The following is a 13,944-nucleotide window of genomic DNA, read 5'->3' as shown; positions in this document are numbered from 1 at the left end:
CACACGCGGTACGTGGCGGCGACTGGCCGACAGCCTATGCCATCGGCGAGCACCTATCCGTCGATGTGGCGGTTTGTGCTGAGTGCACCAAGGAATGCCCATCACACCGAGCCAGGCGACCTGGTCGAGTTACTCAACATGTGCAAATGGGACCACCTTCGAGCTGGCCGGTGCTAGAGGCATCCAGCTCAGCACCGGATCTTCCGCGTGACTGAGCACAACGTCCAAGTCCGCTGGGTCTTTGCGTGTTGTCCCGCTTTACCCTGATTTTGAGTGCGGTGGTCCCCGAGTCGGGGCACTGACTCGGGGACCACCGGGGAATCAGGCTCACTCGTTGGCTGCCTGCACCGCGATGTGCTTCTCAGCCGGCGCGACTTTGGAAGCGCCCACGGAAACGGTAAGAATGCCTTTGCGGTATGTGGCTGTGACGTCATCCTCGTTGGCGTCTGAAGGCAGGGGCACCGACCGAGCGAACGAGCCATAGGAGAACTCTGATGTTCCCTTGGATTCGGATTTCACAGTGCGTTCGGCCTTGATTGTCAACTGCCCGTCGCGCACGGTGATGTCGACGTCCTTGGCCGGATCGATTCCCGGGATTTCAGCACGTACCACATAACGGCCGTCTTCCATCTGGTCCTCAATCCGGATGAAATGGTTTTGACGAAGGCGGAATCCAGCCGGAAAGTCAGGCAACAGATTGGATAAGTCAGGCAACAACGATCGCCGCGATCGTCGTCGTAACGCGAGTTTGCTCATGACGCTCCTATAGTGATCGGCTCGTGATGATGGTTGATGTTGTTGATCCGACCACTTGGTGTAGCCACGGCATAGGGACGGAAGTCCCACGACGGGGAGGTCGTTCGTCGTCGCCCGCTGAGGAACCGGGCAATCAAACCACGCCCGGTGACAATGCGGGCCACAACGGGCGTGCCTGCACTCGGGCCGTTGTCATATCAGCCGGCGGGATAAATGAGCCCGTAGTGCCCGTCGTAGCGGTGATACAGCACGGCGGCACGGCCTTGGGCTACATCGATGAAGAACAGGAACGGCAGCCCCAGCAGGGATAGCCGCTCGGTGGCCCGTTCCACAGTGAGCGGCGGAGCCGGCTGCGGGCTGATAGTCAGGGCCAGCGCGTAGGGCGCCAGCTCCTCGGGCGACGGTTTGACTTGCGCGAGGCGATACCCCGTTGGCGCTGAGCGGTATAAGACGCTGGCCTGTTTCGTGCCTTGTTCGGTGAATAGGTGGAAGTCGTAATCCAGCAGCTCCATCTCCTGTCCTGCCTCGTCGACGGTACGGGTTCCCAGGGTGAACGCCTTGCGCCGGATGATTCGACGTTGATCGGGCGGCCGCGGGAAATAACTCGGCCGGTGCATGGGCTCGGACTGGTGGCGCCACTCATGCGGCTCGGCCGACGGCGCCCTGCCCCGCCGGGCGCCCCAGTGTTCAGCGACGTGTTCTAACTGATACCGCAGCCGGGCTTGGAGCCGATCGATCGCCTCACGCACGGTAGTGCCCGAGACTTGAGCACGCACCAACCGGCCATTGACGTCGAGGTTCGCCTGCGCGATCACCTGGCGGGCCACCGCCGGGTCGGCGTGCTTGCTTAGTTTGACGTGAGCGTGGAGCACGGGTTGGTGGGTGAAGCGGCCGAGCTCGCCGATCTTTGTCCGCGCATACTCTCCACCACCCGGTAGCCGGCCGTGTGTTGTCACCTCGACGTCGAGAGTTGCTGGCAAATCAGTTTTATGTCGCATGATTTCGTTGTTACGCCGGCACGAACCGGCGTGGTAAGGGCCGAAGGTCACCAACGTCTCTGCACAGAAGGGCCTAACGGCCCTAGAACACACAACGATTGCCGCCATAGCGCTCAAAGCGCCGAACCAGCTCAAATGCAAGTTATTAGGAGGATTCATGACCATCGCGCGCGACATTATGCATGCCGGAGTCACCTGTATCGGCGAACACGAAACCTTAACTGCCGCAGCTCAACATATGCGGGATCGTGGTATTGGCGCCCTGCCGATCTGTGGTGACGACGATCGCCTACATGGAATGGTCACCGACCGCGACATCGTTATCAAGTGCCTCGCCGAAGGCCACGATCCGCATGCCGTGACCGTCGGCGAGCTCGCTGAAGGCACCCCTTACCATGTCGACGTCGACGCCAGCATTGAAGAAATGCTCAACGTCATGGAGGAGCACCAAGTTCGCCGGTTGCCTGTGATCGAAAACCACCGTTTGGTGGGTATCGTCAGCGAGGCCGACATCGCCCGGCATCTGCCCGAACACGCTATCGCCCAATTCGTGAAAGCCATCTGCGCCCAGGCGGCCATCACCAGCCGCTAATGTGCCGGGTTGCTCTTCACGTGCAACACCCGCGGGCCGCACCGCCGAGTTCAGCGCAACCCGCGCCGCGCGCTCGGCGGCCGGCCCGGCTTCGCTTTGCGTTGACGTCAAGGGTTCAGCCGCGGTTGCGCCGCGCGGAACACGGGCAGGACGCACGACAGCTGACCCCACGATGAATGCCGGCGGTCTCGCGGGGTCAAATGACATCACGGTGGGGACCAAGGACTCTGTCGTTCGATGTTCGCCTGCCCGAGTGTCGAATCAGACAGAAGGCAGGTGATCGTCATGACCCAAACGATGGTGGACACCGGGGTAATCACCAGGGCAGTGGAGTTAGCGTGTCGCGCTCCCTCGCTGCACAACAGCCAGCCGTGGCGGTGGGTGGTCAGGAGCACGACAGTCGATCTGTTCGCTGATCCGCACCGGATCGTGACCGGAGCTGACAGCTCAGGCCGCGAAGCAATCATCAGCTGCGGCGCTGTACTCGATCACTTCCGGGTCGCGATGGCTGCCATTGGCTGCGATAGCAACATCGACATCTTTCCCAACCCGAACAATCTCGATCACCTTGCCGCGATTGACTTCACTCCGATGGGCAACGTCGCCCAGGCTCGACGCGACCTCGCCAAGGCAATACTGCAGCGACGAACCGATCGACGTCCGTTCCGCGCACCAGAGGACTGGGCATCATTCGAACCCGTGCTGCATACCTCGTACGACAACGATTTGGCCACACTTGAAGTATTGCCCGACGAGGTGCGACCGCGGCTAGCGCAGGCATCACGGCTCGCCGAGTCCCTACGCCGCTACGACGATCTTTATCATCATGAACTGCATTGGTGGACAGAACCTTCCAGAGAATCAGAAGGGATACCCCAAGGCTCTCTGGTATCAGCATCGGACGCCCGCAGAGTCGACGTGAAACGCCCCTTTCCCGCGAGATGGTACCGGGAGCAGAGTTCTGTGGGCCCGCAGGACCAGGCGAAGATCCTCCTGCTTTCCACCCCCGGTGATACGCGCAGAGACGCGTTTAATTGCGGCCAAGCGCTTTCGGCGGTCCTACTGGAATGCACCGTGGCTGGACTGGCAACGTGCCCGGTGACGCACGTCACGGAGCTGGAAGCCACCCGCGACATAATCCGGGATCTCACGACCGATACAGCAGCGGTGCCCCAGCTTTTGATCCGGGTCGGCATCGAACCTGCGGGTGAGGTCCCGCCCCTGACGCCGCGCCGACCCATGAGCGACGTCTTAGAGATTCACCGCTAGCTACTTCGACTTCAAAGTCGGCGGTTGATACTAGGTCTGAAGGCGATCACTGGTCGTTGCGGGAGCCGGTGCCGCCCAGGGTTTCCCCGAACCCGACTACGGGTTAACCCTCAGCCCGGCTGACCCAGGAGTTGCGCGGTTTCGCGGTGCAGCCTGCCGAAATTGTAGTAGGCGGCGCAGGCGCCCTCCGCGGATACCATGCACGTACCGACCGGTGTTTCCGGGGTGCAAGCGGTGCCGAACACCTTGCACTCCCACGGTTTGATCACGCCCTTGAGAACCTCGCCGCACTGACATGCTTTCGGGTCGGCGACGCGGATCGCGGGCAGGTCGAACTTCAGTTCGGCATCAAATTCGGAGTAGTTGCGGTGGATTTTAAGTGCGCTTTGAGAAATGAATCCCAGTCCGCGCCACTCGAAGTGGGGTCGTAACTCGAATGTCGCGGCCATCAGTTTCAGGGCTTGCGGGTTGCCCTCGGGGCGCACGACGCGAGTGTATTGATTTTCGACAACGCAGCGTCTTTCGCGGATCTGCCGCAGCAGCATGTGCACTGACGCTAGGATGTCCAGTGGTTCAAATCCGGCCACTACCATGGGTTTTCCGTATGTTTCGGCAACGAATCGGTATGGCCGCAGCCCTACTACGGTGGACACGTGTCCCGGCCCGAGGAACCCGTCGAGCCGCAGGTCGGGAGATTCCAGGATGGCCTTGATCGGCGGAACGATGGTGACATGGTTGCAGAACACGCTGAAATTGCGTACGCCGAGAGCACGTGCCCGCACCAGGGTGACCGCGGTGGACGGTGCGGTGGTTTCGAAGCCGACGGCAAAGAAGACCACGTGGCGGTCAGGGTTATCGATGGCGACCTTAAGCGCGTCGAGCGGTGAGTAGACGAATCGGACATCGGCGCCGCGGGCCCTGCCTTCGATGAGGTTGCCGACCGACCCCGGTACGCGCATCATGTCGCCGAAGGTGGTGAAGATAATGTCGGGCCGCTCGGCCAACCAGATGGCGTCGTCGACACGTCCCATCGGGATGACACACACCGGGCAACCCGGCCCGTGGATCAGCTCGATCGATTCGGGCAGCAGATGCTCGATCCCGTGGCGGTAGATCGTGTGCGTGTGGCCGCCGCATACCTCCATGAATTTGAACGCGTCGCCGGCGGCCAACTCGGCGATGGACTTGACCAGCGCCCGCGCTGCCGCTGGGTCACGGAATTCGTCGACAAACTTCATAGCTGAAACCTCGTTGTCCCTCACGCGATTTCAGACGTCGTGAGCGCTTGGATCTCGTTGAGGTAGTCGGCGCTCAATTTCTGTAGCTGATCCAGTGTCAGCGCGGCCTCACGCTCGTCGATCTTGGCGATCGCGAAGCCGACGTGCACCAGAACCCAGTCGCCGACCATCGGGCTGTCGTCGGCCAGCAACCACACACTGATCGTTCTGCGTACCCCGTTGACGTCGATCTTAGCCAAATGTGCTTCGGTGTCCACGATCTCGGTGATCTGGCCGGGAATTCCCAGGCACATCGTCGGCCTCCTCTCTGGTGTTCTCAGCAGATCCGGGGAAGGGGGTCACCGGTCAGCATGTCGACAATCCGGCTGCCGCCCAAGGAGGTTCGCAGCGCGACAATGCCGGCCGGTTCGCCTACGACCTCACCCACGACCGTCGCCCCCGCCCCGTGTGGGACTGCGCGCATCGCCGCCATCGCCGCATCGGCCTGGTCGGCGGCGACGATCGCTACGAAGGCGCCCTCGTTGGCGACATACAAGGGATCGATGCCGAGCAGTTCGCAGGCTCCCCGCACCGGCGGTTGGACCGGGAGCGCCCGTTCGTCCAGGATCAGCGCGAATGGCGCGCCTTTGACCAGTTCGTTGCACGCCGTGGCGACCCCGCCGCGGGTGGCGTCGCGCATCCACCGCGTTGCCGGGGCAGCCTGCAGCAGCGCCTCCACCACCCCGTTGATTGGGGCGGTGTCCGATGCGATGGCGGCCTCGATGGCCAAATCGCCCCGCGCGAGCATGACCGCCATCCCGTGTTCACCGATCGTGCCGGACAACAGCACTTTGTCGCCTGGCCGCACCGCCTCGGCCGACAGCCGTCGACCGTCGGGGATCACTCCGACGCCGGTGGTGGTGATGTAGATGCCGTCGGCGGCGCGTTTTTCGACGACCTTGGTGTCGCCGGTGACAATGCGGACCCCGGCGCGGGCGGCGGCTTCGCTCATGTCGGCGACGATTTCGCGCAGTTCGGCCATCGGGAATCCGTCCTCGATGACGAATGCGGCCGATAACCATTGCGGGCGGGCGCCCGACACGGCCAGGTCGTTAACGGTGCCGTTGACCGCGAGGTGCCCGATGGAGCCACCTGGAAAACGCAGGGGCCGAACGACAAACGCGTCGGTGGAAAATGCCAGCCGTTCGCCGGAGGACATCTGCAGCACCGCGGCGTCACCGAGTTGTTCGAGCTCGTCGTTGCGGAACGCTTCCAGGAAGACGGCGTCGACAAGCGCCATCGACGATTTTCCGCCGGCACCGTGCTCAAGGGTCACGACGTCATCGGGCAGCCGCGGGCGCCGGCGGCGGAACTCGTCGATCCGCTGCAGCACGCGCTCTTCGCGCTGGGCAGCGGTGGTGGGCTGGGCCGCGCTCATCGGACACCAGCGCTGGGTAGCGCACGGCTCATGCGTTCCTGGGCAACCACCCAGAGCCGGTAGCCAAGCATTGCGTGGCTTTCCTGGATGCGGTGGATGCTTTGTGAGTGCACCGTGAAGCAGTAGTCGAGATCATCGGCGGTGGCCATCCGGCCGCCGTCGTGGCCGGAAAATCCAATTGTCAGGAGTCCCCGCCGGTTCGCCTCGGTGATCGCGACTATCAGATCCTCCGAGTTGCCCGACGTCGACAGCGCGATCGCGACGTCGCGGTCTCGGCCGTGGGCGATGATTTGACGCTTGAAAATCAGCTCGAATCCGACGTCATTACCAAGCGCGGTCAGCACGGCCTCATCGGCGGCAAGCGACCAGGCCGCGATTGGGCGGCCCCGCGGCGGATGGCTGAATAACGATGCCAGGGTCGCGGCATCGGTGGCGCTGCCGCCGTTGCCGAGGGTGAAAAGTCGGCCGCCGCAGCGGAACCTGTCGGCCATCTCGCTGCCCGCCTTCGTCAAGGCTTGCTGATACTCGTGGAGCGACTCCTGTTGCAGGACAGCACTTTCGGCGGCCTTGACCCGCGCTGATGCGGCGAGGTCATCCAGCAGGCTCTTGGCGTCGGTTTCCTCGGATTCGATGAACGGATACAAGAAGCTCGTGCTCTCCGATCCGTGTGTGGTCATCTGTTGGCCTCCTGAGGCATGTCGTCCAGGCGCGCGATGGCCGCTCCCGCGTGCACCAGAACCAGGTCGTTGACTGCAATTTGGCTGAGCATGCTGACGTCGACCCACTGTTCTCCGGTTGCGGTGCGCACCAGCGCCGGACCCGTCGGTTCGATGGGTTGCAGCACGATCTCGCCCATCCGCCCCTCGTCGCTGCACGTGACGCAGGTGGCATGGGCGCCATCGGCCCGCTCGGTCAGCAAACCGGGGTGTTCGAAGCAGACATGGGTCAGTTCCCACAGCAAGTGATACAGCAGGACGAACTGTCCGGTGACCGGCACCATCGGGTCGTTCGAGTCGATCCACAGGACGTGGTTGGCCGCACCGGCCGCCGGCCGCGGGCCGGCCCCGACCCACAGCGTCAGCGCCCCCACGCCGGCGCGCGCCGCATCGCCGCTACCGCCGCGGGTTCGTCCGCCGATGCCACCGCCATCAGCACGTCGCCGGCCCGGCACGCGACCCGTGCTTGTGCGACCGGGTCAGGTCCGACCAGCGCCGCCGAAGGCAGCGCCCGCTTGCCCATGATCACCGGATGCACGAACTCCACCGCGACATGATGCGCATGCGGTTCCCACTGCGGCGACATCACCCACAGCGTGGCGCCGTCGTGAAATCTACGGGAAAGATCCAGCGCGGCGCCGGCTAAGTCCGCCGACAGGCCGATGTCAACGAAGCCCCCACCCGGTTGCACGGTGATCGTCATGGTCGACCCCTCCTTACCCTGAATTGCCCACCACCAGCTGCCCCAGCGCGATGCCGCCGTCGTTGGGTGGCACCTGCCGATGGGTGATCACCTCAAAACCCTTGTCCCGCAGGCCGTCAAGTGCTAAGCGGAGCAGCAGCACATTCTGAAACACCCCACCTGACAATGCCACCGTCGGCGTGCCCGCGTCGACCCGCTCAGCCAAGTCAACGATCAAGTCGGCGACCGCGCGATGGAACCGGGCACCGATCACCTGCGCGGCTACCCCAGCGCGCAGATCGTCAATGACCGCGCCGAACACCGGAGCCGGGTCGGCGAGGACCGGTAGTTGGTCGGCATCAACGTCGAAGGCGTACCCCGTCGGGCCGCAGTCCACGCCGCGGGACAGGCCCTCCAGCTCGATGGCAGCCTGGGCCTCGTATGCGACCACCTGCCGGACCCCGATCAGCGCGGAGACCGCGTCGAACAGCCTGCCCATGCTCGAGGTCGGGACACAACCGAATCCCGTCGCAAACTGCCGCGTGAGCACGCGGCGCTCATCGGGCGGGCACGCGGCGACCGGCGCCAAATCAGGATCCCACGCCAGCCCGGCCGCCCACAGATGCGCCAGCGCCATCCGGTACGGCCGCCGTACGCTGACGTCGCCACCGGCCAACGGCACATATTTCAGCCGAGCCAGCCGCTGGTAGCCCTTGTAGTCGGCGAGCATCGCCTCACCGCCCCAGACCGCCCCGTCGGGCCCGTAACCGGTCCCGTCGAACGCGAAGCCCAGCACCTTCCGCGAGTCGTCCAGCCCGTGCTCGGCCATCACCGCCGCGATGTGCGCGTGGTGATGTTGCACCAAGCGAACCGGCCTGCCGACGGCGTGGCGGTGCGCCCAGACGCTCGAGCGGTAACGCGGATGTGCATCGGCGACAACAGTTTCCGGAGCAACTCCGGTCAGCGCCTGCAGATGCTGCTGTACGGAGTCGAACGCCGTCAGCGTGGCCAGGTCGTCCATGTCCCCAATGTGCTGGCTGAGCCACGCTAACTTGCCCTCGCCGATTGCCAGTGTGTTCTTCAGGTCGGCGCCGACCGCCAGGGTCGGTGGCACCGGCACCGGTAACGCAACGGGCAGTGGCGCATATCCACGTGAGCGCCGGATCGGCAGTTCGACACCGTCGATCACCCGTACCACCGAGTCGTCGCACGGCACCAGGATCGGCCGGTCGTGCATCAGCCAGCCGTCGGCCAACCCCGAAAGCCGGTCCAGCGCCATGTCATCGGTGTAACAGATCGGTTCGCCGCCAACGTTGCCCGACGTCATCACCAGCACCTGCGGCCCGGGCTCGTCACCGGGCAACCCAAACACCAGCGTATGCAGCGGCGTGTACGCCAGCATGACCCCCAGGTCAGGGTTGTGTGGGGCCACCGCGTCGGCGACCCAGGCGCTGGGCCGGCGCGGCATCAACACAATCGGGCGCTGCGGGCCGGACACGACGCGTCGGCAGGCGCCGTCAACCACCGCGATGGCGGCTGCGGCAGCCAGGTCGGACACCATCACTGCGAATGGCTTGTCGCCGCGACGTTTTCGGCGCCGCAACTCGGTGACCGCGCATTCGTCGGCGGCGTCGCAAGCCAGGTGATATCCGCCGATGCCTTTGATGGCGAGCACCCCGCCGCCGCGAATCAGGTTGCGCGCCGCCTGCAGGCCCGCGTCACCGTCGATCACATGACCGTCGTGGTCTCGGTAACGCAGGATCGGCCCGCAGTTGGGGCAGCACACCGGTTGGGCGTGAAACCGCCGGTCAGCAGGGTCGGCGTATTCGCCCGCGCAGTCGGCACACAGTGCGAACGCGGCCATCGACGTCGTTGCCCGGTCATATGGGAGTGAGGCAATGATGGTGAACCGCGGCCCGCAGTTGGTGCAGTTGATGAACGCGTGCCGGTAGCGGCGGTCAGCCGGGTCGCGCTGCTCGCCGGCACATGTGGCGCACATCGCGACATCGGGGCTGGCCAGCGTACGGCCACCACTCGAGCGTGACGTGTCGCCGATCTCAAAGCCGATGCTACCGACCACCGGGATATCCACGGCCTCAATGGATTCGATGACCGCCAGCGGCGGGCGACGATCCGGCAGCCTGTTGAGAAATTCGTCAATGTCGGCCGGGTCGCCCTCGACTTCGATGATGGCGCCGCCGCCGCCGTTGCGCACCGAGCCGGACAGCCCGAGCGCGGCCGCTGTGGTGTAGACGAACGGCCGAAAGCCCACGCCCTGCACCACGCCACGCACATCGACCTGCAACCGGCGACGACCGGTCATGGCCTGGCCTGTGACTGTGCCAGGTGCTCTGTGCGGGCTTGGATCCAGCGACACCAGGTATCGACACCCTCACCCGTGGTAGCGGATAGCGGCAGAATCTCAACCGCCGGGTTTATCGACCGCGCATACCGCACACACAGGTCGAGATCCATGTCGACGTGGGGTAGCAGGTCGATCTTGTTGACGATCACGAGTCCGGCGGCGGCGAACATGTGCGGGTACTTCAGCGGTTTGTCGACGCCCTCGGTGACCGAAATGACGACGACCTTGTCGTGCTCACCGAGGTCGAAGAGCGCCGGGCAGACGAGGTTGCCAACGTTCTCGATGAACAACAGCGTCGAGGGTTCGGGGTTAAGCAGCTCGAGTGCGCCACGCACCATCGCCGCGTCCAGATGACAGCCGGCGCCGGTGTTGACCTGAACCGCACGTGCACCCGCGGCCCGAATGCGTTCGGCATCAAGATTTGTCTCCTGGTCACCTTCGATCACGGCGACTGGCCGATGCGTGCCGAGCTGGCGAATCGTTCGTTCTAGCAGCGTGGTCTTGCCGGCCCCCGGTGAGCTGGTGACGTTGAACGCCAGGATGCCGCGACCGGCGAGCCATTGCCGGTTCTGCTCGGCGAGCAGGTCGTTTTTCGCGAGGACTTTTTGTTCCAACACGACGGTTTTGGTGGGTACCGCGGGGTCATGCTCGTGGTGCGGATTATCGTGTCCGGCCACCGTGATGGCCGATCCGTCGTCGCCGCAGCCACAGGTCGCGCACATGATCAGCTCACTTCCATCGACAGAATCTTCAGGTCGCGACCGGCAACCAGCTCCACATCGGCGCTCCCGCAAGGGCACAACGAAATCAGCTCGGGGGGCTCGAAGTCCTGCCCGCAGGAAAGGCAGCGCGCCGAGGCCGCCAGCACGTCGAGGTCCAGCCGTGCGCCGTCGGCGACCGTGCCCTCGGTAGCCAAGCCGAAGCAGAATTGCATCGCATCGGGCAGGACCGCGCACAATGCGCCAACCTCGATGCGCACGCTATGCACCCGCCGACCCGCGGCGTGCTCACACACCGTCTCGACAAGACTTTGCGTGATCGCCATCTCGTGCACGTTGGTCCTTTGTGCCATGACGCTGCCGGTCTCGCCCCCCGTCATGTGGCGTGTTGAAGCAGCCCCGTCGAGCTTATCGCGGTCATCGTGCCTGCACCGCCATCAGTGCGGCCGAAACGCTCAAAGGAGGGCTTGTAGTAACCTCAGCGCAGACCCGGGGGTTACGTATGAAATGAGAGTGCATTGACCAGCACTGGTGAGGCGGGCGGGTCCTCACGCGCATCTGAGCTGTCAGTGAAGCTCAACAAGCTTTTTGAGATTATGCGTAAGCCCGCTGAGCCGCCGCTGTCCTACATGTGGCAGCTGCGCACCGGGGTCAAAAACAACCCGACCGTGCAGCATTTACGGGCGATCGCTGAATTTTTCGGTGTCTCCCCGTCCTACCTGATCGACCCCGACATCGATCCGCGTATCGACGCCCAGCTCAACCTGCTGCAAGCCTGGCGTGACAGCGGAGTACGCGACTTGGCAATGCGCGCCTCCGGCTTAACTCCCCAGTCCCTCGACAGCTTGGCAGCGATGATTGATCACGTGCGCCAGCTTGAGCACCTGCCTCCGATAGCGCCTTCTCAGGAAGATGACCTCAATGGCACTCGCTAACGCGGACCTACTCGCTCTCGCACGCAAGTTACCCATCCTGCCCGACATCGCCCCGGCGACCGTGAGCGCTGTATTAGGACGAACGGACTACGCCAGATCGGATCGACCACCTTGCAAGCATTCGTCCTGGCGCTCACCGAATTGCTCGGCTGGACCAAGACCTCTGCCTACCGGCTACGAGTTCACGGCCCAAATTTCGTCTACGAAGCCGTTGGGGCGTGTGTGATCGGTGCTGTTCCCGTCGCCATGAAGCTGCTGGCCTTCTACGGGCTCGATCCCGTTAGCCGCACCTGGTCTAAGCTGCAGCCGCTGCAGCAGACAACCTTGCAGCTACACCACACCGTCGTCGAGATCCGCGACGCAATCCTGCAACTGCGTCCCTACGTTCGTGACCTCACCTCACAAGAACTGGGCCAGTTCCTCAACGCGAACTCCGTACCGGCAGCCCAACGCGACGTAGCTACCAGCGCCCTGTACCTCGCTCACACCGCCCGAGCCAAAACTGCTGGTGTTACGCCTGAACCACTCGACGTAGCACTAATGGTGGCGTCCCGGGCGACAACCCTCGACGAGGAATCAACCGAGTTGTTGAAGCTGGCGAAATGGTGGCCGGTCGCCTATGCGGTGGCCGAACAGTCCGCCCCGTCTGACCCCACCGTGAAAGTGAGCCCGTCACCATGATTCAGGCCGAGGCTACGCCGATCCCGCATCCCCGGTTTCGTCTCCCGGTTCTCGGTGATCTCCTCACGATTGACTTCGCTAGGCCCACGCAAGGCCTTGCTGCCGAGACCCGCAAACTTGGTAGCGGAATCTTCGAGCAACGCATCTTCAAGTTTCCCGTCATCGTGCTCGCCGACACCGCACTCATCGCCGACGTCAACAACGAGGACCTGTGGGAAAAACATCTCGGACCCTCGCTATACAAATTGCGCTCCGTGGCCGGTGACGGGCTATTCACCGCTTACAACGACGAACCCAACTGGCGCAAGGCGCACAACATCCTGATGCCTGCGTTCACCAAAACGGCCATGTTGAACTACCACGACAGCATGACCGGCACAGTCCAAGAACTGCTAGACACCTGGAAAACCAACGGCGCCAACCAATCCTGGATCGACATCGCCACCGAAGCTAACCGCCTCACAATCGAGATCATCGCCCGCGCCGGACTGGACCACTCCTTCACTAAACTCAGCGACCGTAGCGGCAACCCATTCATCGCCGCCGTGCTACGCGAACTCGCCTACGCTAATCGCCGAACCGACGCCATCCCCTTTTATGAGAAACTGCTCGGCGCCAAGTGTAAAGCCCAGCACTACGGCGATAAGGTTTACGTCCGCCAACAAGTCATCGACATCATCGACGCCCGGCGGCGAAACCCCCATGCCAGCAACCGAACCGACATGCTCGACATCATGCTCCACACCACAGACCCAGAAACCGGTGAGCAGCTTGACAACGACAACATTGTCAACCAGATCCTCACCCTGCTCGTCGCTGGTAGTGAAACCTCAGCCAACACCATCGCGTTCGCCCTGCACTATCTGTCCGCCCACCCCGACATTGCCGCCCAGGCCCAAGTCGAGATCGACCAACGCTGGCCCAGCTCCGACTTTCCCAACATCCAATTTCACGACATCGCCAAATTGCGCTACCTGCGCCGCATTGTCGACGAAACACTGCGACTATGGCCAGTAGCGCCGGGCTATTTCCGCCGGGCACGCCACGACAGCACCATCGGCAACGGAAAATACCCCTTCAAAGCCGGCGACTGGGTGTTCGTCCTGCTCGTCGCCGCGCACCGCGACCCCGCCTGGGGCGCCGATGCCGACGAATTCAACCCAGACCGGTTCCTGCCCGAAAATCTCCGCAAACTGCCCCCATACACCTACAAACCCTTCGGCACCGGGCCCCGCGCCTGCATGGGTCGCCAATTCGCACTACACGAGATCGTTTTGACGCTCGCCGCGATCCTGCACCAATACGACCTACAGCCCAGGCCCGGATACCAACTGAAGGTTTCCGAAACCCTGACTCTCAAACCAGCGGGCCTACACCTACGTCTTCACCGTCGCCGCTGATCGAAAGCTACTACTGACTGCATACACGAAAGCCCGGCGTTGAACTCGGGGGCTTTGCGCTCTACGTTCAACCAAATATTAACAGCCGCAAATCAATTGCCAAAGTCAAATGCTCTCGGGGACAGATGCCTTGTCGGCGTGTGCAATTCATCATGCACCACACGCAATGAATTCAG

The 13,944-nt window shown here is 63.4% G+C and carries 14 protein-coding genes and 1 pseudogene; 5 read left to right on the top strand and 10 right to left on the bottom strand.

Going from position 1 to position 13,944, the window contains the following annotated elements; translation table 11 throughout:
* Positions 1 to 327 precede the first annotated feature (327 nt).
* On the bottom strand, positions 328 to 756 hold the full coding sequence (locus B586_RS05440; RefSeq protein ID WP_054880491.1) for an Hsp20/alpha crystallin family protein: 429 nt from the start codon (positions 754 to 756) through the stop codon (positions 328 to 330).
* A gap of 197 nt (positions 757 to 953) precedes the next feature.
* Positions 954 to 1,754: a ribosome hibernation promotion factor gene (locus B586_RS05435; protein ID WP_054881057.1), complete on the bottom strand. Its 801-nt coding sequence runs from the start codon at positions 1,752 to 1,754 to the stop codon at positions 954 to 956.
* A 157-nt stretch (positions 1,755 to 1,911) separates the two neighbouring features.
* On the opposite strand from B586_RS05435, the gene B586_RS05430 reads away from it, so the two are divergent.
* Both B586_RS05430 and B586_RS05425 read left to right on the top strand, forming a co-directional pair.
* Positions 1,912 to 2,346, top strand: a complete 435-nt coding sequence (locus B586_RS05430; protein ID WP_047313249.1) for a CBS domain-containing protein — start codon at positions 1,912 to 1,914, stop codon at positions 2,344 to 2,346.
* 285 nt (positions 2,347 to 2,631) lie between these two features.
* A complete protein-coding gene (locus B586_RS05425) occupies positions 2,632 to 3,615 on the top strand; it encodes an Acg family FMN-binding oxidoreductase (RefSeq protein WP_047313479.1) in 984 nt (327 codons plus the stop codon).
* 110 nt (positions 3,616 to 3,725) lie between these two features.
* Here B586_RS05425 and hypD read toward each other — a convergent pair whose 3' ends face one another.
* From hypD to B586_RS05385, 8 genes and pseudogenes are all read right to left on the bottom strand, one after another.
* Positions 3,726 to 4,853, bottom strand: coding sequence for a hydrogenase formation protein HypD (hypD, locus tag B586_RS05420; protein ID WP_054880492.1), 1,128 nt, complete (start codon positions 4,851 to 4,853; stop codon positions 3,726 to 3,728).
* Between the two features lie 20 nt (positions 4,854 to 4,873).
* Positions 4,874 to 5,146: a HypC/HybG/HupF family hydrogenase formation chaperone gene (locus B586_RS05415; RefSeq protein WP_047313251.1), complete on the bottom strand. Its 273-nt coding sequence runs from the start codon at positions 5,144 to 5,146 to the stop codon at positions 4,874 to 4,876.
* A gap of 23 nt (positions 5,147 to 5,169) precedes the next feature.
* Positions 5,170 to 6,270 carry a hydrogenase expression/formation protein HypE gene (hypE, locus tag B586_RS05410; RefSeq protein WP_082129307.1) on the bottom strand — a complete coding sequence of 367 codons (1,101 nt, stop codon included), beginning with the start codon at positions 6,268 to 6,270 and terminating at the stop codon, positions 5,170 to 5,172.
* Positions 6,267 to 6,947: a D-sedoheptulose-7-phosphate isomerase gene (locus B586_RS05405; RefSeq protein ID WP_047313252.1), complete on the bottom strand. Its 681-nt coding sequence runs from the start codon at positions 6,945 to 6,947 to the stop codon at positions 6,267 to 6,269. The genes hypE and B586_RS05405 overlap by 4 nt, the downstream gene beginning before the upstream one ends.
* Positions 6,944 to 7,689: pseudogene (locus B586_RS05400) on the bottom strand (hydrogenase assembly protein HupF). The gene B586_RS05405 and the pseudogene B586_RS05400 overlap by 4 nt, the downstream one beginning before the upstream one ends.
* Positions 7,690 to 7,702: 13 nt before the next feature.
* Positions 7,703 to 9,991: a carbamoyltransferase HypF gene (gene hypF / locus B586_RS05395; protein WP_054880493.1), complete on the bottom strand. Its 2,289-nt coding sequence runs from the start codon at positions 9,989 to 9,991 to the stop codon at positions 7,703 to 7,705.
* Positions 9,988 to 10,755, bottom strand: coding sequence for a hydrogenase nickel incorporation protein HypB (gene hypB / locus B586_RS05390; protein WP_054880494.1), 768 nt, complete (start codon positions 10,753 to 10,755; stop codon positions 9,988 to 9,990). The genes hypF and hypB overlap by 4 nt, the downstream gene beginning before the upstream one ends.
* A gap of 2 nt (positions 10,756 to 10,757) precedes the next feature.
* Positions 10,758 to 11,087, bottom strand: a complete 330-nt coding sequence (locus B586_RS05385; RefSeq protein ID WP_047313481.1) for a hydrogenase maturation nickel metallochaperone HypA/HybF — start codon at positions 11,085 to 11,087, stop codon at positions 10,758 to 10,760.
* Between the two features lie 261 nt (positions 11,088 to 11,348).
* Between B586_RS05385 and B586_RS05380 the strand changes: the two genes are divergently transcribed.
* The 3 genes from B586_RS05380 to B586_RS05370 all read left to right on the top strand — a co-directional run bounded on the left by B586_RS05380 (position 11,349) and on the right by B586_RS05370 (position 13,768).
* Positions 11,349 to 11,687: a helix-turn-helix domain-containing protein gene (locus tag B586_RS05380; RefSeq protein WP_236971389.1), complete on the top strand. Its 339-nt coding sequence runs from the start codon at positions 11,349 to 11,351 to the stop codon at positions 11,685 to 11,687.
* 111 nt (positions 11,688 to 11,798) lie between these two features.
* Positions 11,799 to 12,368, top strand: a complete 570-nt coding sequence (locus tag B586_RS05375; RefSeq protein ID WP_054880496.1) for a DUF6545 domain-containing protein — start codon at positions 11,799 to 11,801, stop codon at positions 12,366 to 12,368.
* Positions 12,365 to 13,768, top strand: a complete 1,404-nt coding sequence (locus B586_RS05370; protein ID WP_082607524.1) for a cytochrome P450 — start codon at positions 12,365 to 12,367, stop codon at positions 13,766 to 13,768. The genes B586_RS05375 and B586_RS05370 overlap by 4 nt, the downstream gene beginning before the upstream one ends.
* Positions 13,769 to 13,944 lie beyond the last annotated feature (176 nt).

Origin of the sequence: Mycobacterium haemophilum DSM 44634 (assembly GCF_000340435.2) — a bacterium.
Taxonomy (GTDB): domain Bacteria; phylum Actinomycetota; class Actinomycetes; order Mycobacteriales; family Mycobacteriaceae; genus Mycobacterium; species Mycobacterium haemophilum.
The sequence above is the reverse complement of the archived record's forward strand: the minus strand, read 5'-3'. Positions and strand labels throughout refer to the sequence as shown.